This window comes from Pedobacter ghigonis, assembly GCF_903166585.1.
Classification (GTDB): domain Bacteria; phylum Bacteroidota; class Bacteroidia; order Sphingobacteriales; family Sphingobacteriaceae; genus Pedobacter; species Pedobacter ghigonis.
Map to the genome: position 1 here is coordinate 48,687 of NZ_CAESCM010000016.1, position 16,554 is coordinate 65,240.

The 16,554-nt window shown below is 41.1% G+C and carries 17 protein-coding genes; 6 read left to right on the top strand and 11 right to left on the bottom strand.

Annotation, left to right across the window (positions count from 1 at the left end):
* Positions 1-4 precede the first annotated feature (4 nt).
* Both HWV58_RS20145 and HWV58_RS20150 read left to right on the top strand, forming a co-directional pair.
* Entirely contained in the window at positions 5-1,009 is a 1,005-nt protein-coding gene (locus HWV58_RS20145) for a phosphotransferase enzyme family protein (RefSeq protein WP_175635810.1), read from the top strand.
* A 61-nt stretch (positions 1,010-1,070) separates the two neighbouring features.
* The gene (locus HWV58_RS20150; protein ID WP_175635811.1) at positions 1,071-1,934 is read left to right on the top strand and encodes a dienelactone hydrolase family protein; all 864 of its coding nucleotides are present in this window, start codon (positions 1,071-1,073) and stop codon (positions 1,932-1,934) included.
* Positions 1,935-2,498: 564 nt separating this feature from the next.
* Here HWV58_RS20150 and HWV58_RS20155 read toward each other — a convergent pair.
* The 8 genes from HWV58_RS20155 to HWV58_RS20190 all read right to left on the bottom strand — a co-directional run bounded on the left by HWV58_RS20155 (position 2,499) and on the right by HWV58_RS20190 (position 6,989).
* The gene (locus tag HWV58_RS20155; protein ID WP_175635812.1) at positions 2,499-3,512 is read right to left on the bottom strand and encodes a WD40/YVTN/BNR-like repeat-containing protein; all 1,014 of its coding nucleotides are present in this window, start codon (positions 3,510-3,512) and stop codon (positions 2,499-2,501) included.
* A gap of 10 nt (positions 3,513-3,522) precedes the next feature.
* Positions 3,523-3,954, bottom strand: coding sequence for a DUF2147 domain-containing protein (locus HWV58_RS20160; RefSeq protein ID WP_175635813.1), 432 nt, complete (start codon positions 3,952-3,954; stop codon positions 3,523-3,525).
* A gap of 96 nt (positions 3,955-4,050) precedes the next feature.
* Complete coding sequence (locus tag HWV58_RS20165; protein ID WP_175635814.1) at positions 4,051-4,428, bottom strand: DoxX family membrane protein; 378 nt, start codon at positions 4,426-4,428, stop codon at positions 4,051-4,053.
* Positions 4,429-4,691: 263 nt separating this feature from the next.
* Positions 4,692-5,114, bottom strand: coding sequence for a VOC family protein (locus HWV58_RS20170; protein WP_175635815.1), 423 nt, complete (start codon positions 5,112-5,114; stop codon positions 4,692-4,694).
* Between the two features lie 33 nt (positions 5,115-5,147).
* Entirely contained in the window at positions 5,148-5,537 is a 390-nt protein-coding gene (locus HWV58_RS20175) for a DUF1801 domain-containing protein (RefSeq protein ID WP_235972781.1), read from the bottom strand.
* A 17-nt stretch (positions 5,538-5,554) separates the two neighbouring features.
* Positions 5,555-5,971: a hypothetical protein gene (locus HWV58_RS20180; protein ID WP_175635817.1), complete on the bottom strand. Its 417-nt coding sequence runs from the start codon at positions 5,969-5,971 to the stop codon at positions 5,555-5,557.
* A gap of 4 nt (positions 5,972-5,975) precedes the next feature.
* On the bottom strand, positions 5,976-6,491 hold the full coding sequence (locus tag HWV58_RS20185) for a DinB family protein (RefSeq protein WP_175635818.1): 516 nt from the start codon (positions 6,489-6,491) through the stop codon (positions 5,976-5,978).
* A gap of 3 nt (positions 6,492-6,494) precedes the next feature.
* A complete protein-coding gene (locus tag HWV58_RS20190; protein WP_175635819.1) occupies positions 6,495-6,989 on the bottom strand; it encodes a DinB family protein in 495 nt (164 codons plus the stop codon).
* A gap of 135 nt (positions 6,990-7,124) precedes the next feature.
* Here HWV58_RS20190 and HWV58_RS20195 point away from each other — a divergent pair, with 135 nt between their 5' ends.
* A complete protein-coding gene (locus HWV58_RS20195; RefSeq protein WP_175635820.1) occupies positions 7,125-8,084 on the top strand; it encodes a GlxA family transcriptional regulator in 960 nt (319 codons plus the stop codon).
* 88 nt (positions 8,085-8,172) lie between these two features.
* Here HWV58_RS20195 and HWV58_RS20200 read toward each other — a convergent pair whose 3' ends face one another.
* Positions 8,173-9,042 (bottom strand): AraC family transcriptional regulator, encoded by an 870-nt coding sequence (locus HWV58_RS20200; RefSeq protein ID WP_175635821.1) that lies wholly within the window; start codon positions 9,040-9,042, stop codon positions 8,173-8,175.
* Between the two features lie 382 nt (positions 9,043-9,424).
* On the opposite strand from HWV58_RS20200, the gene fucP reads away from it, so the two are divergent.
* From fucP to HWV58_RS20215, 3 genes are all read left to right on the top strand, one after another.
* Positions 9,425-10,735: an L-fucose:H+ symporter permease gene (fucP, locus tag HWV58_RS20205; RefSeq protein WP_175635822.1), complete on the top strand. Its 1,311-nt coding sequence runs from the start codon at positions 9,425-9,427 to the stop codon at positions 10,733-10,735.
* Between the two features lie 32 nt (positions 10,736-10,767).
* Positions 10,768-12,405 (top strand): UxaA family hydrolase, encoded by a 1,638-nt coding sequence (locus HWV58_RS20210; protein WP_175635823.1) that lies wholly within the window; start codon positions 10,768-10,770, stop codon positions 12,403-12,405.
* Between the two features lie 258 nt (positions 12,406-12,663).
* Positions 12,664-13,446 carry an L-fucose dehydrogenase gene (locus HWV58_RS20215; RefSeq protein ID WP_175635824.1) on the top strand — a complete coding sequence of 261 codons (783 nt, stop codon included), beginning with the start codon at positions 12,664-12,666 and terminating at the stop codon, positions 13,444-13,446.
* Between the two features lie 229 nt (positions 13,447-13,675).
* On the opposite strand, the gene HWV58_RS20220 is transcribed toward HWV58_RS20215, so the two are convergent.
* On the bottom strand, positions 13,676-14,587 hold the full coding sequence (locus HWV58_RS20220) for a metallophosphoesterase family protein (protein WP_175635825.1): 912 nt from the start codon (positions 14,585-14,587) through the stop codon (positions 13,676-13,678).
* Between the two features lie 176 nt (positions 14,588-14,763).
* On the bottom strand, positions 14,764-16,545 hold the full coding sequence (locus HWV58_RS20225; protein ID WP_175635826.1) for a RagB/SusD family nutrient uptake outer membrane protein: 1,782 nt from the start codon (positions 16,543-16,545) through the stop codon (positions 14,764-14,766).
* Positions 16,546-16,554: the final 9 nt, after the last annotated feature.

The window sequence follows — 16,554 nt, forward strand, 5'->3', positions numbered from 1 at the left end:
TCTCATGCATCATTTTTTCCCCGCCCAGTATTCCACCTTATCAGCCGCTGCTTTAAAAGATTATTTAATTGAGGCCTACGATCTTGATCATGCTACAACCTGCCGCCTGCTGATTAGAAATGTTAGTGATACTTACATTTTGGAAAATGATAAGCAGAAATATATCTTTAAAATTTACCGCGATGCACACCGCAAAAAAAACGAAATTGAGGCGGAAGTAGAGCTTCTTAATGCACTGAAAGCCAACGACAATTCGGTATCCTATCCTTTTACAGATCGCGAGGGCAAACAAATTCAGCAATTTAATGCCATTGAAGGACTAAGGAATGGTGTCTTATTCTCCTTTGCCGAAGGAATGGTGATCCATGAGCTGGAAAATGAACAACTCATTCAGTTAGGCAAAGATATGGCCAAACTCCACGAAACTACTTCGGTAATAAAACTTAAAAACCCACGACCGGTATTTAACTTCGAAACCACTTTATTTGAACCGCTGAGGGTTTTGGCACCACATTTTGAAACCATGCCAGAGGAATACGAATACCTGAACCAGCTCGCAGATAAAGTGGTAAAAAAATTCGAAACTTTCGATACTGCTAAATTTAGTACAGGTTATTGCCATTACGATTTCTTCCCAAAGAATTTTCATTTTGATGAAAGGGGAAAGATTACCTTTTTTGATTTCGATTTTGCCGGCGAGGGTTTCCTGATTAACGACCACATGTCGTTCCTGAATCATTACTTTTTCCACCAGGTGAATCAGCTAACCACCAAAGAGCAGGCTGAAAAAGATTTTGAAGTCTTTTTACAGGCTTATCAGCAGGTAAGGCCATTAAGCAGCGATGAATTGGCTGCCATCCCCTACCTGGGCATTTGTTTTCATATCTTCTTTTTAAAATTCTTTTACGATAATTACGACGACTGGTCGAACATCTTTTTAACCCCCAGGTATGTAAAACAACGTGTTGGGTTGATCAAAAAATGGGAAGCGCTGTATTGTAACTTTTAGGCAAGGCTTGCTCAAATTCCGGCAGGCTTATTTATCTTGTATTTTATTCAAAACCAACAAGATGGACCAGAAAATAATCAACCTGTACGATGCGTACACCCACAGTCAGATAAACAGAAAAGATTTCATGAAAAAGCTGGCCATTCTTGCCGGCAGTACCGCTTTAGCAGCAACCATTTTACCCCTGCTCGAAAACAATTATGTAGCGGCGGCCGATTTCACAGGCGATGATATTGAAGTCGAAAACATTAGCTATCCGGGTGTTGATGGAGATATGAAAGCCGTTTTGGCCAAACCGAAGGGCAAAAAGAAACTGGGTTGCGTACTGGTTATCCACGAAAACCGTGGTTTAAACCCACACATTATTGATGTAACCAAACGGGTAGCCGCTGAAGGTTTTCTTGCCTTAGGTGTAGATGCACTTTCTCCATTTGGCGGAACCCCGGCAGATGAAGATAAAGGCCGCGAGCTGATTGGCAAACTGGATGCTGAAAAAAACCTGCAGAATTATTTAAAAGGATTGGATTATTTACGGCAGCGCAAAGATGGTAATGGTAAAGTGGGTTGCATGGGCTTTTGCTGGGGCGGCGGCATGGCGAACAAACTGGCCGTTAACAATCCGAAGTTGCAAGCCGCTGTGGCTTATTACGGTGCCCAGCCTAATGCAGCCGATGTTTCAAAGATCAAAGCAAGTGTAATGCTCCATTACGGAGGCTTAGACGAACGCATTAATGCCGGTATCCCAGCGTATGAACAGGCTTTAAAAGACAATAAGATAGATTACAAACTTTACATCTATGAAGGAGTAAACCACGCTTTTAACAACAATACCTCGCCTACCAGATATAACGAGGCCGCTGCCAAACTGGCCTGGGGTAGAACGATTGAGCTATTTAAAAATAAATTAGCGGTATTAACGAGATAACAACAGTTTACTTAATCAAATCGTCATTTCGAGTGAAGCCTAGTCAGTAGTCGTCATTTCGAGCAGAGCGCAGCGAAGTCGAGAAATCTTTTACAGTTATCAGATGGAGAAATCTATCTTGAAAAGATTTCTCCCCACCTGTACGGGCAGGCGCTACGGTCGAAATGACGATCACCATTGGGGGTGTCCATTAAAGTGAACCTCACTCGAAACCCGTCATTTCGAGTGAAGCGCAGTGGAATCGAGAAATCTACCTTGAAAAGATTTCTCCGCTACGGTCGAAATGACGATTTCCTAAGCGCAGCGGAACTGAGAACCAAGAAGTGCTCAGCGAAGCTAAATCTTTTATGGCTATCAGATCAAGAGAAGTCGAGAACCACGATGCTCAGCGAAGCTAAATCTTCTTTGAAAGATTTCTCCGCTACGGTCGAAATGACGGCAGATCCCGTCATTTCGAGTGAAGCGCAGCGGAATCGAGAACCACGCAGTGCTCAGCGAAGCTAAATCTACTGTGAAAGATTTCTCCCCGCCAGTACGGGCAGGCGCTACGGTCGAAATAACGAGCTAAAATACCAACTGATAAACCGATCCTTTTTCGCCTGCTAAAATAACCTGTTTCCCTTTTTTAGCCTTCTGAACAGCATTAAAGCTTTTATCAGAAATGTGTTTCCAGTTTTGGCCACCATCGGTAGAGATATCAGTTCCGGAAGTTCCGGTAGCTATTAAAGTTTTTGAGTTGATATAAGTTACTGCCGAGCGGAAACCCAATACAGGTGTTGCAGGTTTTTGCCAGGTTTTACCACCATCGCTGGTTAACAGCACGTTATTCGAATTTTCTTTATCTTTTAAGTAATTACCCCCTACAACTATACCTGTTTTTTCGTTAAGAAAATCTATTGAAAAGGGACCTGTGCTATTTTCACCCTGTAAAATCGGGCATTTAAAAACCTGCCAGCTTTGTCCATAATCAGGCGAAAAGTAAATATTGGAAACTGTTCCCCCCGTTGCAACCCAGGTTTTACCACCTTGCAATGTTTTAATCGTTGTACCACTGGCCGCAAAGCCAGCCTCACCTTTAGCCAGTGGAAGTTTTAGGTTTGCAGAAACATCCAGCCAGGTTTTACCTGCATCGGTTGTTTTTAACAAGGACATTTTATCGTTAATCGGGTCGCCAAAAATAATACCTTTATTCTTGTCCCAAAAACCTAAACCATCCAGAAATATAGCCGAATCTACGTTTTTATAATTTTCGGTCCAGGTTTCGCCACCGTCAATAGTTTTTAAAATATAGGCTGGCGAGGCGATACCCACAATAATTGCCTGTTGGCTATCAAAAGCTTCGATATCCCTGAAATCGATCTTTTCGTATCCTTTAGGTTTTGACCATTTCCAGGTTACACCGCCATCTGTAGTTTTACCCACCGAGCCATTGCTTCCACTTACCCAAATTACCTGATCAGAAACCACACTCAAACCCCGTAAACTGGTTTTGGCACTTTCATTCAAAGGTTTTACCGAATACGATTGTGCAGCGCAAAAAAAAGGTGCCATTAACAGGCACCATAGTAATTTTTTCATGTATAAAATATTATTTAACCCTTCTAAAAGTTTCCGATCTACCTAAAAGTGAAATACCTACATAGCCCCTAACGTTTAGCACATCAGTACTTTTTAAACTTAGGTTACAGCTGTATGTTTTACCGCTTTTCGGGTCGTAGATCGTACCATCGGTCCATTTGCTGCCATCATAATCAAAATCCTTTAAGATTTCGAGATTTAACAATGCACGTTTCTTCAGGTTTTCATCAGGGTTTTTACTATCTAATTTGGGTTTACCATTTAGATTGGGTTCTTTCATCCAGGCTAACTTTCCATAGTATTTATCACCCTTTTTGTAAATTTCTATTTGCCCCTCTCCTGATGGATTAAGCCATTTGCCGATAATTGCATCTTTATTTTGTGCGAAAGCAGAAAATGAAACTGCCAATAACAGCAGCATTAAAAATGGGAACTTTCTCATATTTTTTCTAGTTAGTTTTTAAAGATAATAATTTGACCTTATAGGAAACACTAAATAAAGCGAAAAAGTATAAGAAAGTTTTAGATCCCTTAAAATTTACTTGGAAACGATAGGCAGATACTTCTGGCGATAAGCGTAAAACAAGAAAATATTAAAAATGAGCATTACACCAACCATAGGCAAATCTTTTGGTCCCAGAAATGCGTGGTACAGGAAAATATTCAGCGTAACCGGAAAAATAATGATTGCGGCCAGGGGTGCTGTCCTTCCGATAAGCAGCAATAAGCCACCTATTAATTCGGTAACTTTAAGTAGCGGAAACAAATATACCGATGCCATAAGGCCGCTCATAAAGGTAGTTTGTGCCGGGGTCATTTCTGGTGCTTTTGGCATTATATTGAGAAAATAACTTACCGAAGCAAATAAATACATGGCGGCTAAAAGCACGCGTACAACAATAACTGCAATTTTCATAGTGATTTAATTTTGGGTTATTTATTTAAAAATACTAAAAGTTATTGGTTTAGTTAGTTAATAGCTGATAGTCAATGGTTATGTTAGCTCCTGCTTAATATCTCTAGCTGGTTTATGGGTTAATGGCTGATAGTTAATAGCTATAGTCGATCAACCCCTCAACGTAATTGGCCTATTTATTAATGACTAAAGATGAATGGTTAATGGCCATAAAACTATCGACTATAAACCATCAACCATTCAGCTATTTTCACCTTTAAAGATTATTTCTGATCATAATCGTGGTTAACCATCCACTGGATTCCGAATTTATCGGTTGCCATGCCGAAAAGAGCACCCCAGAATGTTTTTTGTAGTTCCATAGTTACTGTGCCACCTGCCGATAGGCCGTTAAAAAGCTGATGTGCTTCTTCTTCAGTAGCCGCATCAACAGAAATAGAAATACCGGTTCCAAAAGTAGATGCAGGTGTTGGATCGGTAATATCGGTTCCCATGAGTACATTTCCGCCTATCGGTAATGCAATGTGCATCAGTTTTTCCTGATCTCCCGCAGCCATTCCTTCGCAACCCGGCGAATCTTTAAAGCGCTGTACCACTGCAAACTCCCCGCCGAAAACAGATTTATAAAAGTTAAATGCTTCTTCGGTGTTACCATTAAAATTTAAATACGTGTTAATTGATGCCATTGTTTTGTTGTTGTTAAATCCCAACCGGGAAGGTTAATTATTATTTGGTTTATTGATTAATTTTATCCAGTTATTCACCAATTGCTCAAGCGCCAGCCTTTTTGCGCTTATGTCGTCCATACCATAAAATCTGGCTTCTCGCCGGTCTTTCCAACTGCCGAGCAAGAGTGAGGCATCTTCGATCATGTTGCCATCGTAAAAAATAAAGATAATTTGCACATAGCCTCGGGCCCTTAAATTAAAAGCAGCGAAATCTTTAAGGTAATAAAAACTTGGTGAATTCCATTTCACCCTTTCCATTATTAATGGATTTGCCTGGGCAATAATCGCTCTCAATTGTTCTACTTCCTGTTTATAGGGATGATTCAATTGAAGCATATATTCATCTACTTCGGCTTTGCCAGAAATTAGCTTCTTTTTCATTGCCATAACTTTGTATTTTATCCAGCCTCAAGCTTCTTTAGCGTAATATCCATCCAGGGCATCCAGCATTTACCATCAAAACGTTCCCACAATCCTTCAATAGTATTGGTTTTAAAATTACCTTTAAACCTTTCCTTATCGCCGAATATTAGAATAATGTCGTCGATGATCTTTAGTGTAGCAATCGAAATAATCCCATCATTACCAAAAGATTGCGACCTGAAAACGTCTTCCATATCATCGTAATGCGTAATTTCCAGCGATCTGATTTCCTTGTCATTAAACTTCACATCAACCCGATGTGTTAAAAAGAAACCGCCGTCAACCCATTCGTAACAATCGGTGCCACTAATTACATCACCCGTTTTTGTACGCCCCTCTGTTTGCCATTTACCAATATATGGATTTAATAGATCAAGCTTTTGATTTCTCATAAATTTAGTTAAAATCGGCAGTATCTAATTTACTATAAATATTTTTTAACTGCTGCGTATGCCGTTGTGTATGGTAAATAATAAAATAAACGGCTTCGAGGCGGGTTAAAAATCCATAAACAGGCAGCTCGAACGTTGTACAGGTTTTAGTGAGATCCAGTGTAGTAATTACATCAGCAACATTGTTTCGGATCTGCTTTAATTTTACCAATAATTCAGTCCGGTCGTAATCCTTATTTTTTGGATAAATAAATTCCGGCGAATCAAATTTCGTATTGAAATTCAAAAAATCAGCCTTTATCCTTTCTACCATAATATCGGCTGGCTTATTGGTTTCTGTGGTTGGCCCGTTAATTACCTCTACAAAACCACCATTAGCCATAATCAGGTGCTGGGCTAGTTGTCCCGCCGTCCAGCTGCCGGGAAAAGGTACTTCATTAACCTGCTGTGCATTAAAATTTGAAAACAGATTTTCCAATGCCGATAAAGTACCATCGGCTTCTTTAATTACCTTTTCCATAGTTTACATGTAATTCATTCCCGGATAATTGAGCAGCCTGCGCCAGAGTGCAATTTGCCCGATGCAATTGGCTTCGCGGTAGGTATTAAAACTGATCATCTCAAACAGCGTCATTTCCATGCCTGGCATTTCTAATTGCTCGTCGAGCTTTTCATCTGTAGCCTGGGTAAGTGCATCCTGTAATAAAGGCGAAATCTGTGCCCAGTCTGCTTTAAAATCTGCCAAAGAAGGATAAACGGCATCATCAACAATCCCTTTATGACCGGCAAAAAGCGCTCCAGTTGCTGATTTAAGTTCGATACCAAACGATTTGGCCAAAAAATACCTGCCATCTACTATACTACCGGTTATCCATGCAATATGGTTCGCTTTAGTATCCAATCTTTTTTGGGCATCTTTTTCATCAATATCCGCTAAAGCCCTTAATAAAAAATCGGTATGCATTTCGTACAGCACCATAATGCCATACATCCTGTTGCTAATTGGTTTTGTTTTCATGTTATTGTTATTAGGTTGATTATGAATATAAAGTTAGGGCTTTATTTAACCACCTACCCTTGCCGTAAAAGTCAATATTGAGGGGCATTTCAGACATTTTTTTATATCTTGTACGCAGAACCTAAATTTAACCAAATGATACAAGTTGGTGTATTAATGCCCAAAAATTTCAGATTATTGAGCGTAGCAGCCATTTTAGACGTTTTTGATACCGTAAATGGCTTTTACAGAAAAGATAATCTCGAAACACCTTTTGCCATTAGTTTAGTTACACTGGATGACAAAAATTACAATTTTAGCGAGCATCCGTCTATTTCGATAGCGCATATATCGTTACTCGATCTGATTTTGATCCCATCTTTTTCTACCAACGACATGGCTGCCAGCCTTGCAGAAAATAAGCATTACCTGCCCTGGCTAAATGAGCAACACCATGCAGGAGCTGAAATTGCCACATTTTGTACAGGTGCATTTTTACTTGCCGCATCAGGACTGCTAAACGGCAAAGCCGCTACTACTCATATTGATGCCAGTGCTGCATTTTCTACAGCATTTCCACTGGTGCATTTAAAGGCTGATAAAACGGTAACCCAGGATGGTAAACTGTTTACCAGCGGTGGCGCAACCTCTACCTTCCACCTGTTGCTACACCTTTTACAAATACATTGCGGAAAAGAAATGGCCATTAAAGTGGCTAAGATTTTTGCCATCGATATGGATCGTGTAAACCAATTATATTTCAGTACCTTCCAGCCTATACGGCACCATAACGACGATATTGTAGCCTCTGCACAGGAAAAAATAGAAACCAATTACCAGGATGTAGCCACCATCGAAGAGATGATTAAAGATATTCCATCAAGCAGGAGGAACATTGTGCGCCGCTTTAAACAGGTAATTGGTATTACACCTATTGAGTACCTGCAGCAAACGCGTATCGAAGCTGCCAAAAAGCTGCTGGAACAAACGGCACAGCAAATGACTGAGGTAATTTATAACTCTGGTTACAACGATCCTAAAGCTTTCAGAAAAGTATTTAGAAAATCCGTTGGTATGACACCTACGCAATACCGCGACAAATTTCAGGCGAGGTAAGCGTGGCAAATCATTAAAATTTGTCAGGCTTGCCCTGTCAAAACATTAACGAAAGCAAAATTTGCTTTGCAAATAATGATCAGGTTTTTTATTGTTTGGAAAAAGCCTGCTGGTATTTCAATGGCGACTTTCCGGTTATTTCCCTGAAATATTTATGAAAACTCGTGAAATTATAAAAACCACAATCGTAGCAAATTTCCTTTACCGTTAAATCGTTTTCGATAAGTAACTTACAGGCCTGCCCAACCCTGATTTCGTTAAGGAACTGGGTGTAGGTTTTTCGGCTTTTGGTTTTAAAGAATTTACAAAAAGAGTTTGGGCTAATCTTAGCTACGGCTGCAATTTCCTTTAGTTCGATTTTCTTTTTATAGTTGCTGATGGTATAATTATAAATAGACTGGATCCGGTCTTTTTCGTTTTCCAGAAAGTTAGGCTTAAAGCCGAGTGAAACCAAAATGTTCTTTTCACTGCAATTGGCAATTACCGTTAGCACCTCCAGCAACCTGATAATCCTCATGGTGCCGGTAGCTTCGATTATCTGAGGCATTAAAACCGCAATTTTCTCTTTGGCAGCCCCTTGTAATTTAATCCCCTGCTTTGCCTGCGCAAAAATTCTTTTTATTTCCTGGTTCTCGGGCAGGTTAAGAAAATCCTTCCCTAAAAACTCTTCCTTAAAATGTACGGCATAAACATCAACCGGCTCCCCATCGTTTGTTTCAAAAAACTCCGGATCAAAGCGCCAGTAATGCGGCAAATTACTTCCGAGTAAAACAACATCGCCATCATTAAAATTTTTAATGCTGTCTCCAATAAATTGTGTCCCCCGCCCTTTTTTGATATAAATTAACTCTAAGGCAGAATGGTAATGCCACAGGTTGTTTACATCTGGCATAATATCCCTTCGGGCACTAAAAGAATCTACCGAATTAGTAGATACATTAAGTAAATGCGGTTTCATAGAATCTTAAAAAATCAATCTAATATGCAGTAATATTTCGCAATGTATAAAATTAAGACAATATCATTTAATAATTGGATGATAAAGTTAAATTTTTATTAGCACTTAAGGACTTAATTTGTAAAGTTTCAACTAAACAAACATGCACATGAAGGTGGGATTATTTATTCCTTGTTACATAAACCAACTATACAGCAAAGTTGCCATGGTTAGCTTAAAACAGTTGAAAAAAACAGGCATAGAGGTTCATTTTTCTATTAAACAACTTGTTGTGGCCAATCTTTGGCCAATTCAGGTTATAGCCATTTTACTTCTATAACAACGAGCTATTGTAAATAATCTTTATTTTAGAGCAAACCCATAACCAATATAAAAACCAAATATGAGCCACAGTACATCAACGAATTTCACAACATCCGATACGCAGAAGAGCGGTAAAGGATATCTTTTCCCCTTAATTTTAGTTACCAGCCTGTTCTTTTTCTGGGGCTTTGTTCACAATCTCGATCCGGTATTGATTCCACACCTGCGCAAAGCTTTTCAACTCAGTGTTTTCGAGTCTACTCTGGTCGATTCGTCGGTTTTTATTGCCTATTTCTTATTGGCACTTCCGGCGGGTTACATTATGCGCAAATACGGCTATAAAAGCGGTATCATTTTAGGGCTGATATTATTCGCTGTTGGTTGCTTATTGTTTATACCAGCTGCCAATACAGCCAAATATATCTTTTTCCTGGGTGCACTTTTTATCATCGCCTGTGGATTAACCTTTTTAGAAACTGCAGCAAACCCTTATGTAACGGTATTGGGTCCGCCTGAAACAGCTACACAGCGTTTAAATTTCTCGCAATCTTTTAACGGTTTAGCTGCATTTTTAGCTCCGATTGTAGGTGGTAAGCTGATTTTTACCGAATCTACCTATACCGATGAGCAACTGGCAAAAATGCTACCAGCAGCCAAACAAGCTTATGTACTACAGGAAGCATCGACTGTAAAAGCGCCTTATTTAATTTTAGGCATCCTAATTATTGTAGTAGCCATTCTGTTTATTTTCACCAAACTACCCGACATTAAGGAAGAAGAACATGTTGATGAAAAAAGCACATTTGGCCATGTACTGGGCCATAGCCATTTGCGCTGGGCAGTTATCGGCCAGTTTTTTTACGTAGGTGCCCAGGTTTGTGTGTTAAGCCTGTTTATCAGTTTCATCACCTCATCTGCCGGGCTTACCCAGGAGCAAGCTGCATGGTATGCTGGTGCTGCTGGTCTTGCGTTTATGCTAGGCAGATTTGCCGGCACCTTTTTCATGAAATTTGTGGCTCCGCATAAACTGTTAATGCTTTATGCCTTAATCAGTGCAGTACTAACTTTAGTGTCTATTTTTGCCACAGGCATGATTACCGTTTACGCCTTAATTGGGGTTGCATTCTTTATGTCGATTATGTTTCCAACCATATTTTCGCTGGGTATTGCCGGTTTAGGCAAAGATACCAAACTGGGTTCATCACTTATTGTAATGTCGATTGTGGGTGGTGCATTCCTGCCTCCTATATTGGGATTAATTTCTGATGCCACACACAATATCCAATATGGCTACATAGTACCTTTTGTATGCTTTTTAGTGGTATTTTATTTCGGTTGGAAAGGATGGAAACCCAATCATGTTGAAAAAGAAGTGACTTTAGCAGCTTAATCAGATAAAAAAATAACAAATACTATTTATAGATGAAAAAATTAGTCATCAAAATTAACCATGCCGATAACGTTTTGGTTGCCTTGCAGGATTTACCACAGGGCACCACAATAGCACATGAAGGAAATACTTATGTTACGCAGGAAGAAATTCCGGCGAAGCACAAGTTTTTTATGCAGGATATGCAGGCGGGTGATGAGGTTATGATGTATGGTGTTTTGGTTGGCAAAGTGCAGTTCGACGTTAAAGCCGGCATGCGCATGAATGTAGAAAATACCAAACATGCCGCCGAGCCATTTGCTTATCGCGATGTAGACTATAAATGGGAAGCACCCGATGTGCAAAAATATGCCGACCGCAAATTTTATGGTTACCACCGCAAAAATGGTACTGTAGGTACTGCCAATTACTGGTTGTTTATACCAACAGTATTTTGCGAAAACCGTAATTTAGATATCATCCGCGAATCGTTGTACAGTGAACTGGGCTATGCTGTGGGCGACAAATACAAATCGTACACCCATAAGCTGGTTCAGGCTTTCGAAAACGGAGAAGATATCCACAATATAAGCTTCGAACCTAAGGCCGACCGTACTACCCGTACCTTTAAAAATGTTGATGGCATCAAATTCCTGACCCATAATGGCGGTTGTGGAGGCACCAGGCAAGATTCGGATACCTTAAGCAAACTATTGGCGGCTTATGCCAATCACCCCAACGTTGCAGGTATTACGGTTTTAAGTTTAGGCTGCCAGCATTTACAGGTAGCCGATTTTAAACGCGATTTGCTTGCACTTGATCCGGAGTTTGACAAACCATTGTTGATTTTTGAGCAACAGAAAACACAAAGTGAAGAGCAACTGATTCAGGATGCGATTAGAAGTACCTTTGAAGGTTTAATGTTCATTAACAAGCACGAACGCGAGGCCGCACCTTTAGATAAATTGTGTGTAGGCGTAAAATGTGGTGGCAGCGATGGTTTCAGCGGCATTTCGGCAAACCCTGCCGTGGGTTACTGCGCCGATTTACTGGTAGCACTTGGTGCTAAAGTACTGTTAGCCGAGTTCCCTGAACTTTGTGGTGTTGAGCAGGAAATGATCGACAGATCGGTTGACCGTGAAACTGCAGAAAAGTTTATCCGCTTAATGACAGAATACGATGACCTTGCGCATAAAGTAGGTTCGGGTTTTTACATGAACCCTTCGCCAGGCAATATTAAAGATGGATTGATTACCGATGCCATTAAATCGGCCGGTGCTGCACGCAAGGCTGGCGCTTCGCCCGTGGTAGATGTACTCGATTATACCGAGCCGGCAACAAAACCAGGCTTGAGTTTGGTATGTACCCCCGGTAACGATGTTGAAGCCACCACAGGTAAGGCTGCCGCGGGTGCCACACTGATTTTATTTACTACAGGTTTGGGTACCCCAACGGGTAATCCGGTTTGTCCAACCATTAAAGTAGCCACAAACGCCGTTTTGGCAAAACGCATGAGCGATATTATCGATATTGATACCGGACCGGTTATCAGTGGCGAAAAAACCATTAACGAAATGGGCGAAGACATTTTGGAATACTGTATTAAAGTAGCAAGCGGTCAGGAAATACCAAAAGCTGTACAACTTAACCAGGATGATTTTATTCCATGGAAAAGAGGGGTTAGCCTGTAGATGAGGGAAGACGTAAAATGGAAGATGGGTGAGGTATGATGTAAAATGGAAGATGGAATGAGGTAAGAGGGATAATGTTTCAGGTTAGATGTAAAATGGATGATCTGGCGGCAAAGCTTCCGTAAGTAAATCGTCATTCCCACGCAGGTGGGAACCAAGGAGTGCTCAGCGAAACTAATCTTAATGCATTTATACCTTAATTATAAACTTACACTCCATCACCTGTGGTTAAATTAAAAAAATAAAAATATTCCGAATATGGATTTAAATTTAAAAGAAAAAATAATCCTGGTTAGTGGTGGTGCAAAGGGCATTGGCGCAGCAATTGTTAAAGCTTTGGCTATCGAGAATGCCTTTCCTATCATTATTGGCCGTAACGAAGCCGATAACCAGAGCATGTTGCAGGAAATTACAGACCTTGGCCTGCAAGGTGATTATTTTACTGCCGAACTAACTTCGCCAGAGGGCTGCAAAAACATTATAGATGCCATATTAGCCAAATACAACCACATTGATGGTCTGGTTAACAATGCCGGAGTTAATGATGGCGTAGGCCTCGAAAATGGCACTTACGATGCCTTTATGGAATCGTTACACAAAAACGTAGTACATTATTATTTATTGGCGCAGCATGTTTTGCCTGAGCTTAAAAAGAATAAGGGTTCTATTTTGAACATCGGCAGTAAAACTGCTGAAACCGGCCAGGGTGGTACCTCGGGTTATGCGGCAGCAAACGGTGCGCGAAATGCGCTAACCCGCGAGTGGGCCGTTGAATTATTGCAATACGGAATCCGCGTTAACGCCATTATTGTGGCCGAGGCCTGGACTCCGCTTTACCAAAAATGGATCAGCACATTCGATCAGCCGGAAGAAAAACTGAAAAGCATTACCGATAAAATCCCTTTTGAGAACCGGATGACCACCGTAGAGGAAATCGCCAATACAGCGGTGTTTCTACTGTCAGATAAATCGAGTCATACTACAGGTCAGCTTATTCATGTTGATGGTGGTTATGTGCATTTAGACCGGGCGCTTTTGTAACCGATGCACTTCATTATAAAGTAATAAAAAGGATTACCTGAACAAACGGGTAATCCTTTTTTTGGGAAACGTCATCTCGACCGGAACGCAGTGGAGCGGAGAGATCTATATAATAAGATTTCTCGACTCCCTTGCACTCCGCTCGAAATGACGATCAGGGAGGGATCAAAAACAAAGTGCCACCTTTCGGCGGCACTTTATCAAAGTAGAAACTAAATCTCAATTAAGCTTAACTTTCTGTTTCTACGATATATTTGTTTTCGAGCGTACCATCACTATACAGCTTTAAAATTGCATAACCCGGAGGCGTTTCCTGGTAGTAATAAGGCTGAGCAGAACGTTTATCGCCTTTACCCCACCAAAAACCACTCATTGCGCCGTTGCAATAATACTCTACACCATTGTACCATGCCCTATCCAATAAATGCTGGTGACCACTGAGACAAACCTTCACCTTATCTTTATGCTTATAAAAGAGCTGTTTTAATTCTTTATGGTCGCCGTGCTGGCCTCCCTCCCAGGTACCGGTTACCGTAAGAATGGGATAATGCGACATGAGCAATACCGGTGTGTTTGCCGGTAGTTTCTCTAATTCAGTTTCCAGCCACTTGTATTGTTCAGGATCTAATGCGGTATTTTTATTGTTCCCATCCAAAATGATAAAATGCCAGCCATTTTTACTGAAACTGTAATAGCGGTTAGGAATTTTGAGCCTTTTAACCACGTAATCTTTACCATACATTTCATCCTCTTTTGAGGGAGCTGCCCACCAGATATCATGGTTACCAATACAGCTGTGCAGTTCGTAGCCATCAAGCTGTTTGATGCACTTATCCCAGATTCCCCATTGCTCTACCACACTTTCACGTTTAATATCGTTATAGTCGGCTGCGTGGATGCTATCGCCTCCGTTTAGAAAAAAATCTACCTTAAGGTTTTTAATCTTTTGCAAACATTTCTCAAATCTTGCCGGCGCATTATCGCCCTGGCGGATGTGTACATCGGTGATGTGCGCAACGGTTAAAACCAGTTTTTTCTTTTTATCTTTTTCAGCGGGTGCCGATGCCACCGCATTTAAATCGCCAAGGGCCAAGGCAGCTGTAGCCAATGGAAGCGCTTTTAATAAACTTCTTCTTTTCATGTTCATTTGTGTTTTGTGTTAAAGAGATCGTTATTTCAACCTCAAGAAAATCGTCATTTCGACTGAAGCCAGCCGGTTTTTGCCTGCGGCGAAACGGAGAAATCTAATAATAGATCTCTCTCCCGACTTAATGTCGGGACTGCGCTTCAGTCGAAATGACGATCCCAGTTACGGTGTTACCAACCTGTTGGTTGTTTAAGTTGCGGATTTAGTAAAATCTGTTGCATTGGTATTGGGTAATAATAATACTTCGGCTCGATAAACGATCTTGGGCTGGTTTGGTTTTCGGGGAACATAATGAAACCCGAAGTACCATTGCTCAGATAAAAACTATTATCGCTTAAATAATATTTTACCAGCTTAGCTTTAACATCAGCAGGTAGTCCATCAAGTGGTGCTTCCTGACCTGTAGCCTGCAAAATGGCAACATCTTCTACCCCATCGCCGGTGACATCATAAGCACCCAGTTTTGCCACATACATGCCCTGAGTAGGTTTTTCTAACAATTTGCCAGCTTTCCAACGCAACAAATCTGCAAACCTGAAACCTTCGCAGGCAAGCTCTACATTGCGTTCGCGGCGTATTTCTAAAAGCACACCTTTGTTAACGCCATTAACCGCAGGGTACATGGCTGCCAAAACGTTATCGGGCGTTGCATTTGCAGTAACCATATTCAATGCTGCTACACCGGCGCGGTTGCGCAATACATTAATGGTCAGGTCTACATCAGTTTGGCTTAAGGTACCCAGTTCTGCTTTTGCTTCGGCATTAATTAACAATACCTCTGCATAACGTAATATTGGCAGGTCGGTAAACTCAGTATATGATTTGCTGACAGGATCGATAGCATAAAACTTAATTTGAGGATAACCGCCAAAAGTTGGCCGGGTTTTATTTGGCGCCCCACCCAAAGTAGTCGAAAATCCGGGAGGCGCAACCGTTACCGCCATCCTTGCATCGCGGTTTTTGAAGATCTCTGCATAAGGCTTCTTGTCCCAATCGGTTGTTGAGGTGAAAGCCGTTCCATCGGTCATTAAATAGGTATCGATTAAACTTTTGCTTAACGACCATTGCCAGTCGAACACATAATGTGTGCTGTTAGACCGATTTAAAGCCCGGTTGTAATCATCGTAAAAGATCATTTCTTTGTTACCGCTTAAATCTTCGCTGGTAAACAGTTTCTGGTAATCTTCTCCTTTTTTACCGGTATTGTAAATGCTGAAACCGCCATCAGTCATTACCGATTTAGAAGCAGATGCAGCCCTTTGCAAAAAGGTATTGGCCGAACTTTGCAAGCCCAGTTCATCGTGGTATTTCCTGAAAGTACCTTCGTATAGGCAAAACCTCGATAAAACCGTTAGTGCGGCCCATTTGGTTACGCGGGTATTGGTTCCACCTGGCAGCACATTGGCCGCAGCATATTCAAGGTCGGCAACAACCGAATCGGCTACCAGCGTTCGCGGGTCTTTGGCTTTGTAGAGCTGTGTTTCATCATTGGTGCCCAAAACCGTATTATAGTAAGGTACGTCGCCGTATCTGCGGATCATGTTATAATAAAATATCCCCCTGTAAAAACGGGCAATACCAACAAAGTGCTTAACGGTAGCAGCGTCGCCTTTTACATTTTGAAGATTATTAAGCATGTAATTGATGGTACGCAGGTTGCCCCAGCTCCAGCCACCAACGTTAGCAGGCGTAATTTTGCCCCTAATCATGTTATCCATTTCATGTCCGCCCAGATAAACCGATATATTGTCTGAAAAAACATCGTCGGTACCGGCACCAAACATGCCGTAAAAACCATTGCTGTAGGTTTCCAAATCGGCGGTGGTTTTAAAAAACTCGTTCGGGGTAATGGTGGTTTCCGGAATCCGGTCTAAAAAATCCTTCTTACATCCGGCCAAAGAGCCGATGGCGAGGATAACCACTAATATATTGATGTAATATTTTGTTTTCATCTGTTTAGT

Coding starts and splice junctions, on each gene's coding strand:
- HWV58_RS20145 (WP_175635810.1), top strand. CDS start 5: ATGCATCATTTTTTCCCCGCCCAGTATTCCACCTTATCAGCCGCTGCT.
- HWV58_RS20150 (WP_175635811.1), top strand. CDS start 1,071: ATGGACCAGAAAATAATCAACCTGTACGATGCGTACACCCACAGTCAG.
- HWV58_RS20155 (WP_175635812.1), bottom strand. CDS start 3,512: ATGAAAAAATTACTATGGTGCCTGTTAATGGCACCTTTTTTTTGCGCT.
- HWV58_RS20160 (WP_175635813.1), bottom strand. CDS start 3,954: ATGAGAAAGTTCCCATTTTTAATGCTGCTGTTATTGGCAGTTTCATTT.
- HWV58_RS20165 (WP_175635814.1), bottom strand. CDS start 4,428: ATGAAAATTGCAGTTATTGTTGTACGCGTGCTTTTAGCCGCCATGTAT.
- HWV58_RS20170 (WP_175635815.1), bottom strand. CDS start 5,114: ATGGCATCAATTAACACGTATTTAAATTTTAATGGTAACACCGAAGAA.
- HWV58_RS20175 (WP_235972781.1), bottom strand. CDS start 5,537: ATGAAAAAGAAGCTAATTTCTGGCAAAGCCGAAGTAGATGAATATATG.
- HWV58_RS20180 (WP_175635817.1), bottom strand. CDS start 5,971: ATGAGAAATCAAAAGCTTGATCTATTAAATCCATATATTGGTAAATGG.
- HWV58_RS20185 (WP_175635818.1), bottom strand. CDS start 6,491: ATGGAAAAGGTAATTAAAGAAGCCGATGGTACTTTATCGGCATTGGAA.
- HWV58_RS20190 (WP_175635819.1), bottom strand. CDS start 6,989: ATGAAAACAAAACCAATTAGCAACAGGATGTATGGCATTATGGTGCTG.
- HWV58_RS20195 (WP_175635820.1), top strand. CDS start 7,125: ATGATACAAGTTGGTGTATTAATGCCCAAAAATTTCAGATTATTGAGC.
- HWV58_RS20200 (WP_175635821.1), bottom strand. CDS start 9,042: ATGAAACCGCATTTACTTAATGTATCTACTAATTCGGTAGATTCTTTT.
- fucP (WP_175635822.1), top strand. CDS start 9,425: ATGAGCCACAGTACATCAACGAATTTCACAACATCCGATACGCAGAAG.
- HWV58_RS20210 (WP_175635823.1), top strand. CDS start 10,768: ATGAAAAAATTAGTCATCAAAATTAACCATGCCGATAACGTTTTGGTT.
- HWV58_RS20215 (WP_175635824.1), top strand. CDS start 12,664: ATGGATTTAAATTTAAAAGAAAAAATAATCCTGGTTAGTGGTGGTGCA.
- HWV58_RS20220 (WP_175635825.1), bottom strand. CDS start 14,587: ATGAAAAGAAGAAGTTTATTAAAAGCGCTTCCATTGGCTACAGCTGCC.
- HWV58_RS20225 (WP_175635826.1), bottom strand. CDS start 16,545: ATGAAAACAAAATATTACATCAATATATTAGTGGTTATCCTCGCCATC.